The 17,050-nt window shown below is 63.5% G+C and carries 12 protein-coding genes; 9 read left to right on the plus strand and 3 right to left on the minus strand.

The features are described 5' to 3' along the window. The 7 genes from ilvD to hpaD all read left to right on the plus strand — a co-directional run. On the plus strand, positions 1 to 1,788 hold a 1,788-nt coding region (gene ilvD, locus CIK76_RS06550), incomplete at its 5' end, for a dihydroxy-acid dehydratase (protein ID WP_141393497.1). 208 nt (positions 1,789 to 1,996) lie between these two features. Next, positions 1,997 to 3,616: a hypothetical protein gene (locus CIK76_RS06555; RefSeq protein WP_096284663.1), complete on the plus strand. Its 1,620-nt coding sequence runs from the start codon at positions 1,997 to 1,999 to the stop codon at positions 3,614 to 3,616. 341 nt (positions 3,617 to 3,957) lie between these two features. Then, on the plus strand, positions 3,958 to 4,257 hold the full coding sequence (locus CIK76_RS19045) for a hypothetical protein (RefSeq protein ID WP_141393498.1): 300 nt from the start codon (positions 3,958 to 3,960) through the stop codon (positions 4,255 to 4,257). Positions 4,258 to 4,442: 185 nt separating this feature from the next. Further along, a complete protein-coding gene (locus CIK76_RS06560; RefSeq protein ID WP_096284665.1) occupies positions 4,443 to 5,945 on the plus strand; it encodes a fumarylacetoacetate hydrolase family protein in 1,503 nt (500 codons plus the stop codon). Further along, the gene (locus CIK76_RS06565) at positions 5,945 to 6,604 is read left to right on the plus strand and encodes a GntR family transcriptional regulator (protein ID WP_096284667.1); all 660 of its coding nucleotides are present in this window, start codon (positions 5,945 to 5,947) and stop codon (positions 6,602 to 6,604) included. Before CIK76_RS06560 ends, CIK76_RS06565 begins: the two co-directional genes overlap by 1 nt. Positions 6,605 to 6,681: 77 nt before the next feature. Beyond that, the gene (gene hpaE, locus CIK76_RS06570) at positions 6,682 to 8,187 is read left to right on the plus strand and encodes a 5-carboxymethyl-2-hydroxymuconate semialdehyde dehydrogenase (RefSeq protein ID WP_096284670.1); all 1,506 of its coding nucleotides are present in this window, start codon (positions 6,682 to 6,684) and stop codon (positions 8,185 to 8,187) included. Between the two features lie 35 nt (positions 8,188 to 8,222). Beyond that, a complete protein-coding gene (gene hpaD / locus CIK76_RS06575; protein WP_255248377.1) occupies positions 8,223 to 9,332 on the plus strand; it encodes a 3,4-dihydroxyphenylacetate 2,3-dioxygenase in 1,110 nt (369 codons plus the stop codon). Between the two features lie 103 nt (positions 9,333 to 9,435). On the opposite strand, the gene CIK76_RS06580 is transcribed toward hpaD, so the two are convergent. Beyond that, on the minus strand, positions 9,436 to 10,017 hold the full coding sequence (locus CIK76_RS06580) for a dihydrofolate reductase family protein (protein ID WP_096284672.1): 582 nt from the start codon (positions 10,015 to 10,017) through the stop codon (positions 9,436 to 9,438). A 149-nt stretch (positions 10,018 to 10,166) separates the two neighbouring features. After that, positions 10,167 to 11,771, minus strand: a complete 1,605-nt coding sequence (locus CIK76_RS06585) for an HNH endonuclease signature motif containing protein (protein WP_096284674.1) — start codon at positions 11,769 to 11,771, stop codon at positions 10,167 to 10,169. Positions 11,772 to 12,350: 579 nt separating this feature from the next. On the opposite strand from CIK76_RS06585, the gene CIK76_RS06590 reads away from it, so the two are divergent. Continuing rightward, a complete protein-coding gene (locus CIK76_RS06590) occupies positions 12,351 to 14,327 on the plus strand; it encodes a BCCT family transporter (protein WP_096284676.1) in 1,977 nt (658 codons plus the stop codon). Between the two features lie 21 nt (positions 14,328 to 14,348). Here CIK76_RS06590 and CIK76_RS06595 read toward each other — a convergent pair whose 3' ends face one another. Further along, positions 14,349 to 15,263: a formylglycine-generating enzyme family protein gene (locus CIK76_RS06595; protein ID WP_096284678.1), complete on the minus strand. Its 915-nt coding sequence runs from the start codon at positions 15,261 to 15,263 to the stop codon at positions 14,349 to 14,351. A gap of 40 nt (positions 15,264 to 15,303) precedes the next feature. Between CIK76_RS06595 and betC the strand changes: the two genes are divergently transcribed. Then, positions 15,304 to 16,839, plus strand: a complete 1,536-nt coding sequence (betC, locus tag CIK76_RS06600) for a choline-sulfatase (protein WP_096284680.1) — start codon at positions 15,304 to 15,306, stop codon at positions 16,837 to 16,839. The last annotated feature ends 211 nt before the right edge of the window (positions 16,840 to 17,050 follow it).

Raw genomic sequence — 17,050 nt, forward strand, 5'->3', positions numbered from 1 at the left:
GCCGATGTCCAGAACCCTGACACCCACCTTCAGCCGGTGGGCCGCATCGTCTCCGATGCCATCATCGAGGCCGGCGGGATCCCCCGCGAATTCAACACCATTGCCGTGGACGACGGCATCGCCATGGGTCACGGCGGCATGCTCTACTCGCTGCCTTCGCGCGATCTGATTGCCGACTCGGTCGAATACATGGTCAACGCACACTGCGCCGACGCGCTGATCTGCATCTCCAACTGCGACAAGATCACCCCGGGCATGCTCATGGCCGCCCTGCGCTTGAATATTCCTACCGTGTTCGTCTCCGGCGGCCCGATGGAATCAGGACGCGCCACCCTGGTCGACGGCACCGTGCGCACCCTGGACCTGGTGGATGCCATCTCCGAGGCAGTGAACGAAAACGTCTCGGACGCGGACCTGCTGCGCATTGAGGAATCGGCCTGCCCCACCTGCGGCTCCTGCTCGGGCATGTTCACCGCAAACTCGATGAACTGCCTCACCGAAGCCATGGGCTTGGCCCTGCCGGGCAACGGTTCTACTTTGGCTACTCACACCGCACGCACCGCACTGTATCAAAACGCCGGTAAGACCATCGTGGATATCGCCAACCGCTTCTACGCGGACAGCGACGAGACGGTACTGCCACGCAATATCGCCACCATCGAGGCCTTCGGCAACGCGATGACCCTGGATATTGCCATGGGCGGTTCCACCAACACGATTCTTCACCTGCTGGCCGCCGCCCACGAGGCTGGCGTCGAGTTCGGCTTGGAAGAAATCAATGAAATTTCCGGCCGGGTACCCTGCCTTGCCAAGGTCGCCCCGAACTCCGCCGGCGCAGGGAAGATCTACTACATGGAAGATGTCCACCGGGCCGGTGGCATCCCTGCCATCCTCGGCGAACTGCGCCGCGGCGGACTGCTCGATGACACGGTGAACACCGTGCATGCCGCCACCATGGGCGAGGTGCTGGACGACTGGGATATCCGCGGCGGCAAAGCCACCGACGTGGCCCTCGAATTGTGGCATGCCGCTCCTGGCGGGGTACGTTCCTCCACCGCCGGTTCGCAGTCCGCGCGCTGGGAAGAACTGGATACGGACGCCGCCGAAGGCTGCATCCACTCGGTGGAGCACGCTTACTCCCAGGACGGCGGATTGGCTGTGCTGCGCGGCAACATTGCCGTGGATGGCGCCGTGGTCAAGACCGCTGGCGTGGATCCCTCCATCTGGAGCTTCACCGGTCCGGCGGTAGTCTGCGAGTCCCAGGACGAGGCGGTAGAGAAGATCCTGAACAAGCAGGTGAAGGCCGGCGATGTAGTGGTCATCCGCTACGAGGGCCCCAAGGGCGGTCCGGGCATGCAGGAAATGCTCTACCCGACTTCCTTCCTCAAGGGCCGCGGCCTGGGCAAGTCCTGCGCGCTGATCACCGATGGCCGTTTCTCCGGCGGCACCTCGGGACTATCCATTGGACACGTCTCCCCCGAGGCGGCGTCCGGTGGCATCATCGCCCTGGTTGAGGATGGCGATTCGATCTCCATCGACATCCCGACCCGCGACCTGACGCTGAATGTAGCTGATGATGTTTTGGCCGAGCGCCGCGAGCGTTTGCTGGCAACTACCGGCTACCGCCCGGCGAACCGCGAGCGCGTGGTCTCCCCCGCACTGCGTGCCTATGCCGCCATGGCATTGTCCGCAGATAAGGGCGCCGTGCGAGACGTGGACCGTGTGGAGCGTGCCCTGCGCGAAGCCGATGAACGCGCTGCGGCAGTTGCGCGCACCACCGCTGTCTAAGGAAAATTCTGTGGCTTTGGCCCCCGGAGCTCACACGTCAGTGGAACTTCCGGGGGGCTTCGCTGCTTGATCGGCACCACCGCGGATGAAACGCCCAACCCCGGACCATTGGGAACGATAGACTGCTGGTGTCGACACGGATACTCACCCAATCAGATCCTGCCTTATTGCCGCCCTTCATTCGCTTCCTGTCCAGCAAAGGAACTTCATGTCCACTCCAGTAGATCCAACGACCGAAATTTCCGACGTCGTCCGGGACAATGAGTCAGAGTCGGCATTGGCTGCCACTGAGTCCGAACTGACTTTGCTGAACGTCGGAGACGGCTATGCGTTACTTTTTGCCGACCACGCCCCTAAGGGTATGGACCTGCTCGAATTCAATGTGCTGGGCCAGGCAGCCGGAGAGCGGCTCACCGACCGCCTCTCGACCGCGGCCGGTGTCGGGAACCTCGCCGCACTGGGTGCCAGCGCCCTGCCTAAAGCCCAAGGGCTTGTCCGCTTGGCTCCAGAATCGCTGCAGCTTCTGACCCAGGCAGGAAATTCGTTGATGCAATCCGGTGGCCAAAGTCTGGGAACCATCGTTACTGCAAACGGGAAGTTAGTTGCCCACGCACGCCTTCTTCCCGCAGTAGGGGCTCAGGGTGCACTCTTGGCGCCGATGCTGGGTCCGGCCTTGGTCTTGCTGGCGCTACAAATGCAGCTCGCCTCAATCTCGCGTCGGGTTGACGAGAACATCGAGCTGACCCGTGACGTGTTGCGTGCCATCCACCAAGACCAGTGGGCCACACTAATCGGCCTGCATGAAACTAGCCTCCAGGCCCTGAACGAAGCCGAGGCGGCTGGAACGGTCAACGAGCACATCTTTGCCCCGTTGGCCAGCCGTCAGGCCGATCTGCGCAAGTTCCGCAAGTTGTTCGTGGATTTCGTGCGGGATCACCTCAAGGCACTGGATGCGGACGCCAAAACCAGTCGAAGCTATATCCAGAAAAATTTCGACCAGATCATCGCCGATGCTCACGGGATGCTCATGGCCGAATTCGCTTGGTACCGCGCCCAAGCGCTGCGCGGCAGCCTCATCAGCCACGACGCACAAAATCTGGACGCAAACGAACGTCTGCTTACCCACCTCGTTGAGGAAACCAAGTCCGAACATGACGAAGCCATGTTGGAAATCGCCCACTTGCTCGCCGAGGTTGAACGCAACGTGCGATTGCTGTCATTGTTGCCCTCCGCACGCAGCCTTCCCTTCACGTCGAAGCGTCGCAATATTGACGAGGCCATGGCGATGGCAGAAGCCCTCTCGGCCTCCGTCGCCGATCTGCGCAGCCAGGTACTCCCCCGACGAAGGGCCGTGGCTCCGAAGGTTTCCGTATTCAAGTCCGAGACCCCAAGCAAACTGACAGATATCCTTGCTTGGTCCCTTCCTGAGCCTGCACAGGTTCTTGCCTTGGCCGATGCAAATCAGGAAAGACTCCTCGCGAACAACGTATATCTCGGAATTGCCTCAGAATATTTCTTTGTGGCTGATCAGAGCGAACTCACTAAAGAAGGCGCCGTTGAGCGCATCACCCCGCTGAACGATATCCGTTACGTCCGCTTCCTTGAAAGGCCAAAAAAGGGTCCTACTTTGGAGATCATCACCAAGGACGAGAACCTCACCTTCACCTTCGACTCATGGGCCGTCGAGGGCGAAGGGTTGGAGTCGGCCCGTCGAATGGCAAACCTCTTCTCCAGCGTGATGAACCTGCCTGCCCACGAGCAGCGGACCGATCCACTCATGGAGGAAATCTTGGAGAATTCAAAGGCATCCAAGGCTATTGAGTCCTAAAAGCAAGACACAGGTACGGCAGCCCGTTTAACCACGAATACTCCAAGGGGCCTGCCGTACCAGTTTCGCATTTCTGAAATGACGCATCTAGCGGCAGTCATCGGCTTTCCCTCCCTACGGCGGTGCGAGCACTTGACCTCAGGAGTAAGCTCTTCAAGTCAAATGTCCGAGCAGCTCAGGCGCCCGGCCTAACTGGGCGTGACTTGTGAATTCGTCGAATAGACGACGCCAGGGTTCTCTGTGCCCGACATTGTTCGTTCGCAAGACAAGTGGGTAAACCTCCACCAACCCTAATTCTTCTGGCATGAGTCTGAACCAGATATCACGTACGAATCAAGGTAATGGCTACTGACCATTGCGATCACCCGCGCGTCCGTCTCCTTGTTGTGAAAAGGACAGGTTACAGGTCAGAAGAAGTCCTGTTTCTGGCGAAGAATCGCGCTACCGACGGATTTTCTACTTTTTCGCCACCCACCCCGATTGCAGCTTTCCAGCTACAGGCATTTGTCCTGCAAGAGCACAACGCCATCATTTCTGTTCAACTGCCCCATTTTGAACTGGATCATATATACGATCTCTGGCTCCATCGCGCTGACTTGCGCCTATTTCTACAACCGATTCGCGCCCGGAAAAGTGGTTGATTAACCGACCGCCCAGGTGAAGAATCGGAGTTAACTTCCGCGGAATCACGGGAAAATTCCCCCCAATCAGGAACTTCAGGCAACCAGTGGCGAAGCAATCGCGCGCAGTGACTTGACAGTCATTGAGATTCAGCGCACACTGATCGTATACGATTTGATGTACGACGAAAGTGGGAAGATCAAAGATGAGTAATCCGATCCCGGTGAGCGAAGAAACTTTCGCCCAGGCTGGCAAGGTTCTTGCGGTGCACCTGAGCTACTCCTCGCGTGCAGCCCAGCGCGGCCGCACCCCGAAGTTCCCGAGCTACTTCATGAAGGCCACCAGCTCGCTGGCAACCACCGGTTCCACCGTTGAACGCCCGGCCGGCACCGAACTACTCGCCTTCGAAGGCGAAATCGCCTTGATCATCGGCAAGGCCGCCCGCCGCGTCTCGGTTGAGGAAGCCTGGAGCTACGTCGGATCGGTTACCGCCTCTAACGACCTCGGCGTCCATGACATCAAGTACGCGGACAAGGGCTCGAACATCCGCTCGAAGTCCGGCGACGGCTACACCCCGATGGGCCCCACCGCCCTCGCGGCGGCCGAGCTGGATCCAGCCAAGCTACGCGTGCAAACCTGGGTCAACAACGAAATCGCCCAGGATGCCGACACCTCGGAGCTGCTCTTCTCCTTCGCGCAGATCGTTGCGGATCTTTCCCAGCAGATGACCCTGCAGCCAGGGGATGTCATCCTCACCGGCACCCCGGCCGGTTCCACCGTCTTCTTCCCGGGCGACGTCGTCGAGGTTGAGGTCACCGACCTGCTCTCCGGCGCCACCACCGGCCGGCTGAAGACCACCGCGGTCGAGGGCACCCAGACCTTCGCGGCCTTCGGCAACCAGCCAAAGGTCACCGACAAGGACAAGGAAGATGCCTACGGCGACCGCGAAACCGCTGGCATGCCAGCGCTTCTCACCGGCAAGTCCGTGCTCACCGACAAGGTCCGCGAGCAGCTCGCCGCGGTGGCCACCGCCACCTTGTCCGCCACCCTGCGCAAGCGCGGGCTGAACAACGTGAACATCGAAGTCCCCGGCGCCACCAAGGGCATGAAGCGCGTGATCGGCACCGCCCGCACCCTGCGCTACATCCCGAACCGCGAGGACCTGTTCAAGGCCCACGGCGCCGGCTACAACATGCAGAAGCAGTCCATCGACTCCCTGGCCGACGGCGAAATCCTGGTCATGGAGGCCCGCGGAGAAACCGGCTCGGCCACCCTGGGCGACATCCTCGCCCTGCGCAGCCAGCAGCTGGGCGCCGCGGCGATCATCTCCGATGGCGGCGTGCGCGACCTGGACGCGGTCTCCAATCTGGAGATCCCGGTGTTCTACAACGGAGCGCACCCCGCGGTCCTCGGCCGCAAGCACGTGGCCTGGGACAAGGACCTGACCGTGGCCTGCGGCGGCGTGTCGGTGCAGCCCGGGGATGTCATCGTGGCGGACTCGGACGGCATCGTGGTGATCCCGCCGGCACTGGTCGAAGAGGTCGCCGCCGAAGCGATGATCACCGAATCCAACGACGAGTTCATCTTCGCCATGGTCCAGCGCGGCCACGGCATCGAGGGCCTGTTCCCGATGAACGCCGAGTGGAAGACCAAGTACAACGCCTGGAAGGACGCCGGATCCCCGGATCTGGCCAGCTGGGAACTGTAATGAGCAATTCCAAGTCAGAGGTCGCCTACGCACTGGTCTCCGAACGGATCGTCAACGGGGCCTACTCCCCGGGCTACCGACTCGTGCTGGGAACCATCGCCGAAGAACTGGGCTGCTCGGTGGTCCCGGTACGCGAGGCCATCCGACGCTTGGAAGCCGAAGGTCTGGTGCACTTCACCCGCAATGTGGGCGCCACCGTCGCGCAGGTCGACTCCACCCTGTACCTGCACACCATGCAGACCCTCGCGGTCATCGAACCGGCCGCCACCGCACTTGCGGCGGCGGCAATGGACGAGGCGTGGCTGAAGCGGGCGCAGGAGCTGAACGACGCGATGCGCCAGTGCCTGGAGGACTTCAACCCGGTGGCCTTCACCGCGTTGAACAACGAGTTCCACCAGCAGCTCTACAGCCAGTGCCCGAACCCGCACATCCTGGACCTGGTGCAGCGCGGCTGGCGCCGGCTCGCGGCCATGCGAGCCAGCTCCTTCACCCACATCCCGCACCGCGCCAGAGCCTCGGTGGAAGAGCACCAGCACCTGCTGGAACTCATCGCCGCCCACGCCTCCCCCCGGGAAATCGAAGAGGCCGCCCGCACCCACCGCACCAATACGCTCAACGCCTATCTGGACCAGGCCGGAATGGCCCCCTCGGTCATCTAGCCTCCGCCCAGCCACCGAAAAAGATTTCACAATTTCATGACTTTCACAGTTGAAAGCCACGCGAAAGGAAAATATCCATGAGCAAGCACTTCGTTCCGGAAAACCTGCCGACCCACCTGCAGCACTACATCGGCGGCAAGTTCGTCGATTCCATCGGCGGGGAAACCTTCGGCGTCCTGGACCCGGTCACCAACCAGGACTACGCCACCGCCGCCGCCGGCCAGCAGGCCGACATCGACGCCGCGGTCGCCGCTGCCACCGAGGCCTTCAACAACGGCCCATGGCCGAAGATGAAGCCACGCGAACGCGCCAACGTGCTGTACAAGATCGCCGACGCGGTCGTTGCCCAGCAGGACCGCCTGGCCGAGATGGAAACCTTCGACACCGGCCTGCCGATCACCCAGGCCAAGGGCCAGGCCCAGCGCGCCGCGGAGAACTTCCGCTTCTTCGCCGACCTGATCGTCGCCCAGCACGACAATGCGCTCAAGGTCCCGGGCTCGCAGCTGAACTACGTGAACCGCAAGCCCATCGGCGTCGCCGGGCTGATCACCCCCTGGAACACCCCGTTCATGCTCGAATCCTGGAAGCTCGCCCCGTCGATCGCCTCCGGCTGCACCGTGGTGCTCAAGCCGGCGGAGTTCACCCCGCTCTCCGCTTCGCTGTGGGCCACCATCTTCGAAGAGGCCGGCCTGCCCGCCGGTGTCTTCAACCTGGTCAACGGCATCGGCGAGGAAGCCGGCGACGCACTGGTCAAGCACCCGAAGGTCCCGCTGATCTCCTTCACCGGCGAATCCTCCACCGGCCAGCTGATCTTCCGCAACTGCGCGGAGAACCTCAAGGGCATGTCCATGGAGCTGGGCGGCAAGTCCCCGGCCATCGTGTTCGACGATGCAGACTTCGACGCGGCCATCGACTCCACCCTGTTCGGCGTGTTCTCGCTGAACGGCGAGCGCTGCACCGCAGGTTCGCGCATCCTGGTCCAGCGCGGCATCTACGAGAAGTTCGTCGAGGCCTACGCGGCCCGGGCGAAGAACATCAAGGTCGGCGATCCGCACGATCCAACCACCCAGGTCGGTGCGCTGGTCCACCCGGAGCACTACAACAAGGTCATGAGCTACGTGGAAATCGGCAAGTCCGAAGGCCGCCTGGTCGCCGGTGGCGGCCGCCCGGAGAACCTGCCCGAAGGCCAGGAAAACGGCTCCTACGTCGCCCCGACCGTATTCGCCGACGTCGCCCCGGAGGCACGCGTCTTCCAGGAAGAGATCTTCGGCCCGGTCGTGGGAATCACCCCATTCGACACCGAGGAAGAAGCCCTGGAGCTGGCGAACAACACCAAGTACGGCCTGGCCGCCTACCTGTGGACCAACGACCTGAAGCGTGCCCACAACTTCGCCCAGGACATCGAGGCCGGCATGGTGTGGCTGAACTCGCACAACGTGCGCGACCTGCGTTCGCCCTTCGGCGGAGTAAAGGCCTCGGGCCTGGGCCATGAGGGCGGCTACCGCTCGATCGACTTCTACACCGACCAGCAGGCCGTGCACATCACCCTGGGAGATGTGCACACCCCGAAGTTCGGCGCCTAATTACTTATCCTGCCCATTCGCAAAGGAGCAACACAATGAGCAAAGAGATTTCCAACCCCATCGCCACCCCATCCGTTCCAGCGCCGGACATCCTGCGCTGCGCCTACGCCGAACTGGTTGTCACCGACCTGGCCGCCTCGCGCAAGTTCTACGTGGACGTGCTCGGCCTGCACGTGTCCTACGAGGACGACACCCAGATCTACCTGCGTTCCTTCGAGGAGTTCATCCACCACAACCTGGTGCTGACCCTCGGCCCGGTGGCCGCGCTGAAGGCCATGGCCTTCCGTGTGCGCTCCACCGCCGAGGTCGACGCGGCCGAGGCGTACTACAAGGAATTGGGCTGCCGCACCGAGCGCCGCAGCGAAGGCTTCGTGCGCGGCATCGGCGATGCGGTCCGCGTCGAGGATCCGCTGGGCTTCCCCTACGAGTTCTTCTTCGAGACCGAGCACGTCGAGCGCTTGCATATGCGCTATGACCTGTACTCCGCCGGCGAGCTGGTCCGCCTGGACCACTTCAACCAGGTCACCCCGGACGTGCCACGCGGCCGCAAGTACCTTGAAGACCTGGGCTTCCGCGTCACCGAGGACATCCAGGACGAAGAAGGCACCACCTACGCCGCCTGGATGCACCGCAAGGGCACCGTGCACGACACCGCGCTGACCGGCGGCAACGGCCCGCGCCTGCACCACGTGGCCTTCTCCACCCACGAAAAGCACAACATCATCCAGATCTGCGACAAGATGGGCGCGCTGCGCATCTCGGACCGCATCGAGCGCGGCCCGGGCCGCCACGGTGTGTCCAACGCGTTCTACCTCTACATCCTGGATCCCGATGACCACCGCATCGAGATCTACACCCAGGACTACTACACCGGCGACCCGGACAACCCGGTCATCACCTGGGACGTGCACGACAACCAGCGCCGCGACTGGTGGGGCAACCCAGTAGTTCCATCGTGGTACACCGAAGCTTCGAAGGTCCTGGACCTGGACGGCAACGTGCAGGAAATCATCGAGCGCACCGATGACTCGGAAATGGCGGTGACCGTCGGCGCCGACGGCTTCTCCTACACCCGCGAGAAGGACGAGACCGGCACCTACCGCGGCCAGGCTTCCAAGGGCTTCAAGCTCGGAAACCAGGTCTAAGCACCCACCGGCGCAGCTTGCCTGCGCTACTCCGCGCGAATCCCGGGGCGCTAGCGATTGAATTCGCCAGCGCCCCGGGATTTTGTCGTTGCAGCACGCTCGGTTAACGGCGCACCGGGTAGCGCAGGTGGAGCACCCGGTCGCCCTGAATCACCGCGTCGGGATCCTCCAGCGGGTGCTGGGCGTGGGCCGGCCCGAAGTAGCGCTTGCCGGAGCCGAACACGACGGGAACGACGTCCATGCGCACCTCGTCGACCAGGCCCGCGGCCAGCGCCTGGCCGCCAACATCGCCAGCGGAGACCTCGACGATGCGCTCGCCGGCGAGCTCCTGCGCCTTGGCCACGGCTGCGGCGACGCCGTCGGCGAAGTGAAAAGGCGCCTCGGGATCCCAGCCCTCGGGCTTCGGCCGGTGCGTCACGACGACCATGTGCTCGACCCCGCTCGGCGGCTTCCCGTCCCAGCCATCCGTCATGTCGAAGACGTGGCGGCCGACGATCGTCACCCCGATCCGGTCCCAGTATGGCCGGGTGTAGTCGTAGGATGCCTGCGACACCATCAATGCGCCGCTCTCGTCCAACGGGACTTCGCCGCCGGTCAACCAGTCGAACAGCGCTCCGGGCTGGTCGTTCGCATCCGCGATAAAACCGTCCACCGACACCGAGCCGTACATGACCACCTTGCCCACGGGAGGCTCCTTTGCTTTGGGGTGCCTCATCGTAGCAGTTCCGCATAGATCAGGGTGCAGCGGGCGGACGTTGCCTTGCCTCAGCCGACCGGCTCGTGGGGCTCGGTCTCGTATTGACCAGGCCGCGGTTCGGCGCAAGGGAACTCCGGCTAGCCGTCCTCGCCCCAGTAGGTATTGCGCCGCGGCTTTTGCTCCGGGTCGATGTGCTTGGGCAGGATCACCCACGGCAGCCCGTCCTGGAAGATGACCTTGATAATTCCGAGGTCATAGGCCGTATGGTGCGCGTCGCAGCCTGGCCCGGAATTTTCCAGGCTCGTATCCCCGCCGTCGGCGTGGGATTTGATGTGGTGGATTTCCACCCGTTCCGGAGGCGTGGTGCAGCCAGGCACCAGGCATCCACGGTCCCGCGCCAGCACCGCCTTGCGCAGGCTCGGCGGAACCAGCCGCTTAGCTCGGCCGAAGTCCAGAAGTTCACCGCGCCCGCCGAACACCGCCGGAATGATCTTCGCATCGCATAGGAGCTTTCTCAGCTCCCCCGGCGGAAGATCCACTCCATGGGCCGTTCGCCCGTGGGCCCCGGCCAGGTTTCGCAGATCATCGAGCTTCATGTGGACGATGACCTCGGGTTCGATGCGGCGTCTCCCGGCGTCCTCTCCGGAAGTGCCCAGCAGTTCCAGGAGCGCATTCAACGCTCGTTCCGGTGGGCTCACCCGCATCTGCGGCGCCTCCGGTTCCCACCGGGCACCGGCCGCCTCGGGAGGCAGGAAGTCCGGCAGCTGGGGCTGTTCGGGCAGGGAGTCCGATCCCTGCGCCGTCCCGGAATGACCCGGGTTTTGCCGTGCGCGCTGGCCGGCCTGGGTTTTCGGGTTGTTCGCCTGGGCGATCAGCGAGTCGAGCATTTCGGCTTCGAGCAACCCGACGCGCAAAACGAATTCAACGACCTGTGGGTTGCTGGTTTGCCGCCGATACATGCCCCGGCACAGCGCCGCAGCGGTGGAGGTCTCGGGATGAGAGCTGGCGATCGTGATCAGGCTGCCGATCTTCTTCTCGGCTTCCTTCTCGGTCAGCTCATCGTGCAGGATCTGTGCCGCACGTTCTTCAACCGCGATTCCGGAGTTGTCCAGCAGCGTCGGCTCGGTCGGGGTGCCTTCAAAGGTGGTGTCTTCCGGTTCGCGGCGCGAGATCTTCTTGCTGGTCTCGCAGACCGCCTCGGGGCTGACCTTCGGATCATCGAGCAGCTGGCCCAGATGCGGGAAGCGCGGAGGCACCGGTTGCCCTGCGGGATCACGACGCCCGATCAGGTCGCTGGCGTCGAGCATCATCCGCTTGGCCTTGGCGTAGCTGATCTTCAGCCAGCTGGCCAGCAGCTCTGCAGGGTCTTTGAAGCAGGAGCGCCCGGAAGCGCGGCGTGCGGCGCGGGTGGTGTCGGCGGGCTGGACGCGCAGTTCGTTGAGCTCTTCGGCTTCCAGCTGGTGCGCGTTGGTGGCGGCCAGCCGATCCGCGGCCACCAGGCTCATCCGGGTGCATTCATCCTGGATCCGCTTCGCGGCGGCCAGAAGTTCCAGGGCCAGGCGTGGGTCTGCGGTGTCCTGCAACGCCCGCCGCAATCCGATGAGCACCTGGGTCTCTTGTTCGATGACCGCCCGCAGCGCGGCCCCGTCGATCCGGCGGCACGCCTCGGCGTCGGTCGGTTGCAGCGTCTCCAGCAGCTGGCCGTACCCGTCGAGGGCCTGATCCAGGTCGGTGGTGTCCATGCAGACCAGTGTGCCCCGATGCGCGGCCTGCCGGGATGCGCCAGAAAAATCTGTGGATAAGTGCGTCCGATCGGGCACCGCGCCGGAACATCCGCTGGCGCAGAAACCGATCGAGGGCCGGACGCGGCTTCTTGGTACGAAGATTTTTCCAGGCTTCCTTGACTCCGTGATGCGCCACGTCTAGGGTCTTGTGTCATGCGCCACGTCGATTTCCACACACAGTCCACGGACTGGTCGATCTCTGTTGCGCGCAATCTGTCCAGCATCAATGCAGCTGAGAAGCTTCGCATAAACTCTCCTCGGCGAACCGCAGGCTACGAGAATGATTCCTGGGAATCCAATGCCATTGGCTGGTGGGGCTGCGAGCCGTAGCCACACGGCACCCGTGTAGGCACTTTAGAACCAGGCCTCGATGGCTTGGTTCCACTTGAGCATGGCTTCGATGCCGGCTCACTCATCCCAGCTCCTTAATCGCACCGCGCCCCCGTTGGCCGATCAGTCATGTCGTTCGCTCTCTCATCCGCCATGCCTGTTCCCACGCTGCCGGGGTGCCCCTGCATCACCAAAGGTAGAATTTCCATGTCCAAAACCGATGAAACCCGGCCCACCCCTGGGGCGGAAACTGCGCAGGACCGAAAACGGAAAAAGTCTCGGCGGCGGTTGCCCAATCTCGATTTTCGCCGACCCGGATATCCGCATAATATCCACCCGGCGCTTGTTCCGGGTATCGGAATCGACGAACAGCGTCGTCGCTACCAGGTCAGCAAGTTTGTCCTCTGCCTCACCGGGGCACTGACCATTGGATTCGTCGTGTGGGGAATCCTCGATCCGGCCGGCGTTGCCAATATAGCTTCCGCCGCGTTCTCCTGGTCCACGCTCAACCTGGGCTGGCTGTTCAATACCGTCGCCATCATCACCCTGGTCTCCCTGATAGGCCTGGCGATCTCTCCCTATGGAAAAATATGCCTCGGCAAGGACGGTGAAAAGCCGGAATTCAGCACTTTCTCCTGGGTCGCGATGCTCTTTGCGGCCGGCATCGGCATCGGAGTACTGTTTTTCGGCCCGTCCGAGCCGCTGACGCATTTCATTGCCCCTCCGCCGTTGACGCACCAAGCGGAAACTACCGAGGCCATGCACGGCGCCATGGCGCAGACCTACTTCCACTGGGGCTTCCATGCCTGGGCCATGTACGCGCTGGTTGGCGGTGCCATCGCCTACGCGGCGTACCGCCGCGGCCGGGCACTGCTCATGTCCTCCATCTTCCGCACCTTATTCGGCCAGCGATATTCGGAAGGCTTCGCCGGCAAACTCATCGATGTGTTCGCGATCGTGGCCACCCTGTTTGGCACCGCGGCGGCCCTTGGCATTGCGGCGATGCAAATCGGCACCGGCATCACCATCGTCACCGGCGCGGGTGAACTGACCAATAACATGCTGGTCATCCTGATTCTCCTGCTGACGGTTGCCTTCATCATCTCGGCGGTTTCCGGGGTTTCGCGGGGCATCCGGTATCTGTCGAGCATCAACATCATCCTCACCGTGGGCATCGTCGGGCTGGTGCTGTTCCTTGGCCCCACGCTGTTTCTGCTCAATCTGCTGCCCTCGTCATTGATGGAATATCTCGGTTCGATGTTCGAGCTGATGGGGCGTTCGCTGTCCTGGGGCGCAGAAACCCAGGAGTTCCAGTCCGTCTGGACCGTGTACTACTGGGCCTGGTGGATCTCCTGGTCGCCATTCGTCGGCTCGTTCATCGCACGCATCTCGCGGGGGCGGACCATCCGGCAGTTCCTGCTGGGCACGATCCTGATTCCCTCGTCGCTGCTCTTTGTCGCCTACGGCATCATGGGCGGCACCTCGATCTGGATGTACCAGCAGGGAATGCCGGGGTTCAGCGCCGATATGCCCGCCCCGCAGGTGTTCTTCACCATGATCGAGAATCTGCCGTACCTGCAGTGGCTGCCGTACGTGGCCATCGTGGTGCTGGCGATCTTCTTCATCACCTCCGCTGACTCGGCCTCGGTGGTGATGGGCATCTTGACCTCCCGGGGCAATCAGGAACCCAGCCGGTGGATCGTGGTCTTCTGGGGCCTGGTGATGTCCGGGATCGCCGTCGTCATGCTCTTGCTCGGTGATTCCTCCGCCTTGGCAGGGCTCCAGCAACTGGTCATCGTCAGCGCGGTCCCATTTGCCTTCATCATGCTGCTGATCATCGTCGCCTGGTTCCGCGATTTGCGGACCGATCCGTTCGCGCTGCGGCACCACTACGCCGAAAATGCGATCAACAACGCGGTATTCGAAGGTGTCGACCGCTACGGGGACGACTTCGCCCTGCACGTGGTCGCCACGACGCCCGGCGAAGGAGCCGGTGCCGATGTGGATTCCACCAGCGAGGAATACACCGAGTGGTATCAGCGCACGGACGAGAACGGACAGCCGGTGGGGTACAGCTACGCCACGGGCGAGTGGGCCGACGGCTGGGATCCGAAAACCGGGGAGATTTCACTGCAGCCGGTGGTGGACTCCCCGGAAAAACCCGGCGGCGAACCGCGGCGTTGAGCCGATTGCCGACGGCGCAGCTCAATTCACGTCGGCGGCCAAGCGAAATCCCGTATGGGCCAGCGAGGTGTCGGCGGTGACGGCGGTGCGTGCCGAGGTCCGGTATCGCCGGCAATACGAGGCGTGGCACATGTGCGAACCGCCGCGTACGGCGGGACGCGGAACTACGGCGGAGAAGATCCCCGAGGTCCACTCCCAGACGTTGCCGGTCATGTTGTAGAGGCCGAATCCGTTGGGCGGGAATTCGGACACCGCGACGGTGCCGACCGGGCTGGTGGGGCGGTGCGGGAACTCTCCGGCGAAGGTCTTCATCCGGGCCTGTCCCCCGGGCTCGAATTCGGCACCCCAGGGATAAGGCTGCTGTTCCAATCCGCCACGGGCGGCGAACTCCCACTCAGCCTCGCTGGGCAGCCGGGCGCCGACCCACTGCGCGTAGCTTCGGGCATCGCGCAGGGACACGTGGGTCACCGGATGGTTCGCTCGCTCCAGGGCATCCGAATCCGGGCCTTCGGGGCGGTGCCAGTTGGCTCCGGGGACCGTGCACCACCACGGCGCATGCTCATCGGGCGTTGCAAGCTTGCGTGTTGCGCTCGACAAGTTCCCGGCGAAGACCAGGGAATCCCCGTGGATTTCTGCATCGCTGCGGTATCCGGTGGCCAAGACAAAAGCGGCAAACTCCGCAACGGATACCGCGGTGGCGGAGATGGCAAAGGGCGGCACGGCGACTTGACGCACCGGGCCCTCGCCATCCTCGACGTAGGCCAGTTCGTCCTCGCTGCCCATCAGGAAGGTGCCGCCGGCCAATCCGAGCAGGCGCAGCTGTTCCGGAGCCTGGGCCGCAAGGGTCTCCAGCCCGCTTGCCTGCTGGGCCGCAGCCGGCACCGGCCGCGCCTCAGGGGTATTCCCCGAACGCTGGGCTCCACAGCATGCACTCATCAACTAGCTCCAATTTCAGTAACTACGAAAGGAAGAAACGATGTCAATCAAACGACCTAACATCATTGTTATCCAAGCCGACCAGATGGCCGCCCAGGCGCTTGGCGCCTACGGCGATCAGGCGGCCAAGACGCCGAATATCGACGCATTGGCCGAATCCGGGGCGGTTTTCGACCGCGCCTACTGTAACACCCCGCTGTGCGCCCCGTCACGCGCCTCGATGATGACCGGGCAGATGCCTTCGGATCTAGGCTGCTTCGACAACGGCGACGACTTCGCCGCCTCGGCTCCCACCTTCGCCCACCGGCTGCGCGGGGCCGGCTACCACACGGCCCTGATTGGCCGGATGCACTTCATCGGACCGGACCAGCAACATGGATTCGAGCAGCGGCTCACCACGGATGTCTACCCGGCCGATCTGGACATGATCCCGGATTGGACCCGCCCGCTGGAGCAGCGCTTGCAGTGGTACCACGACGCCGCCGCGGTCTTCGAGGCCGGAGTGTCCAAGGCAAGTGTGCAGCAGGACTTCGACGACGAGGTCACCTTCCGGTCCCTGCGCCATCTCAACGACCGGGTGCGGGCCAACCAGGCCGCGGGCGAGGACCTGCCGTTCTTGATGGTCACCTCCTTCATCCACCCGCACGACCCCTATGAGCCGCCGCGCGAGCACTGGGACCGGTTTGCCGACGAAGGGATTCCCGACCCGGCACACCCCGAGGTTCCCGACCGCGCCCAGGATCCGCATAGCCATCGCCTGCGCGCGATGAGCGGCTTCGACCAGCGCTATCCGGATATCGACGGCGTGCGCCGGGCGCGCCGGGCCTACTACGCGGCGGTGAGCTACATCGATGACCAGATCGGGCGCATCCGCACGCAGCTGGAGGAACTGGGCCTGGCCGAGAACACGGTGGTCATCGTGATCAGCGACCATGGCGACATGCTGGGTGAAAAGGGGCTGTGGTTCAAGATGTCCCCCTATGAGCAGTCCTCGCGGGTCCCGCTGATCATGCACGGGCCGGCGCATCTGGTGCCCACCGGCCGCTTCGCCGAGCCGGTGTCCCTGCTCGACCTCGCCCCGACGCTCCTGGACCTGGCCGGCATGGAAGCGGCGCAGCTTCCGGGCAGCTCCTTGACGGAATCGATGCGCCGCGCGCAGCGCGGCGAAGCCGTCGCCGGGGAACGCGACGTGGTCATCGAATACCTGGCCGAAGGGACCTTGCGCCCGCAGCTGACCATCGTCCGCGGGAACTACAAGTTCGTGCTCTGCCCGGGAGACCCTGACCAGCTCTTCGATCTGGCGGCCGACCCCGATGAGCTGCGCAATGCGGCCGCAGACCCGCAGCATGCCGAGACCGTCGCGGCACTGCGCGGCGCGTTGGAATCCCGGTACGACCTGCCCCGGCTGGAGTCCAGGATCCTGGCAAGCCAGTCAAGCCGCCGGGTGGTCGCAACCTCGCTGCAGCAGGGCAAGGTGAACCACTGGGACTACAATCCGGAGCCCGAACAGCGCTACGTTCGCGGCGATTTCTGGAACGCGCTGAAATACGGAACCATCACGGACCCCGAACGCTAGGGCAATGCGCCGCACCCGGCGATGCCGCAACCGATTACCTTCGAAAATTTCTTTGGAGAACATATGAACCTGCAACCGCAGCCCACCACGTCCCTTCCAGACAACCAGAATCCGCGCCTGCACGGCGGCAAAACCCTGTTCATTGACGGCAGTTTTGGGCCGGCCAGCTCCGCCGCGACCAGGCAGATCTTCTGCCCGGCCAACGGCGAAC

Origin of the sequence: Glutamicibacter sp. BW80 (assembly GCF_002332385.1) — a bacterium.
Classification (GTDB): domain Bacteria; phylum Actinomycetota; class Actinomycetes; order Actinomycetales; family Micrococcaceae; genus Glutamicibacter.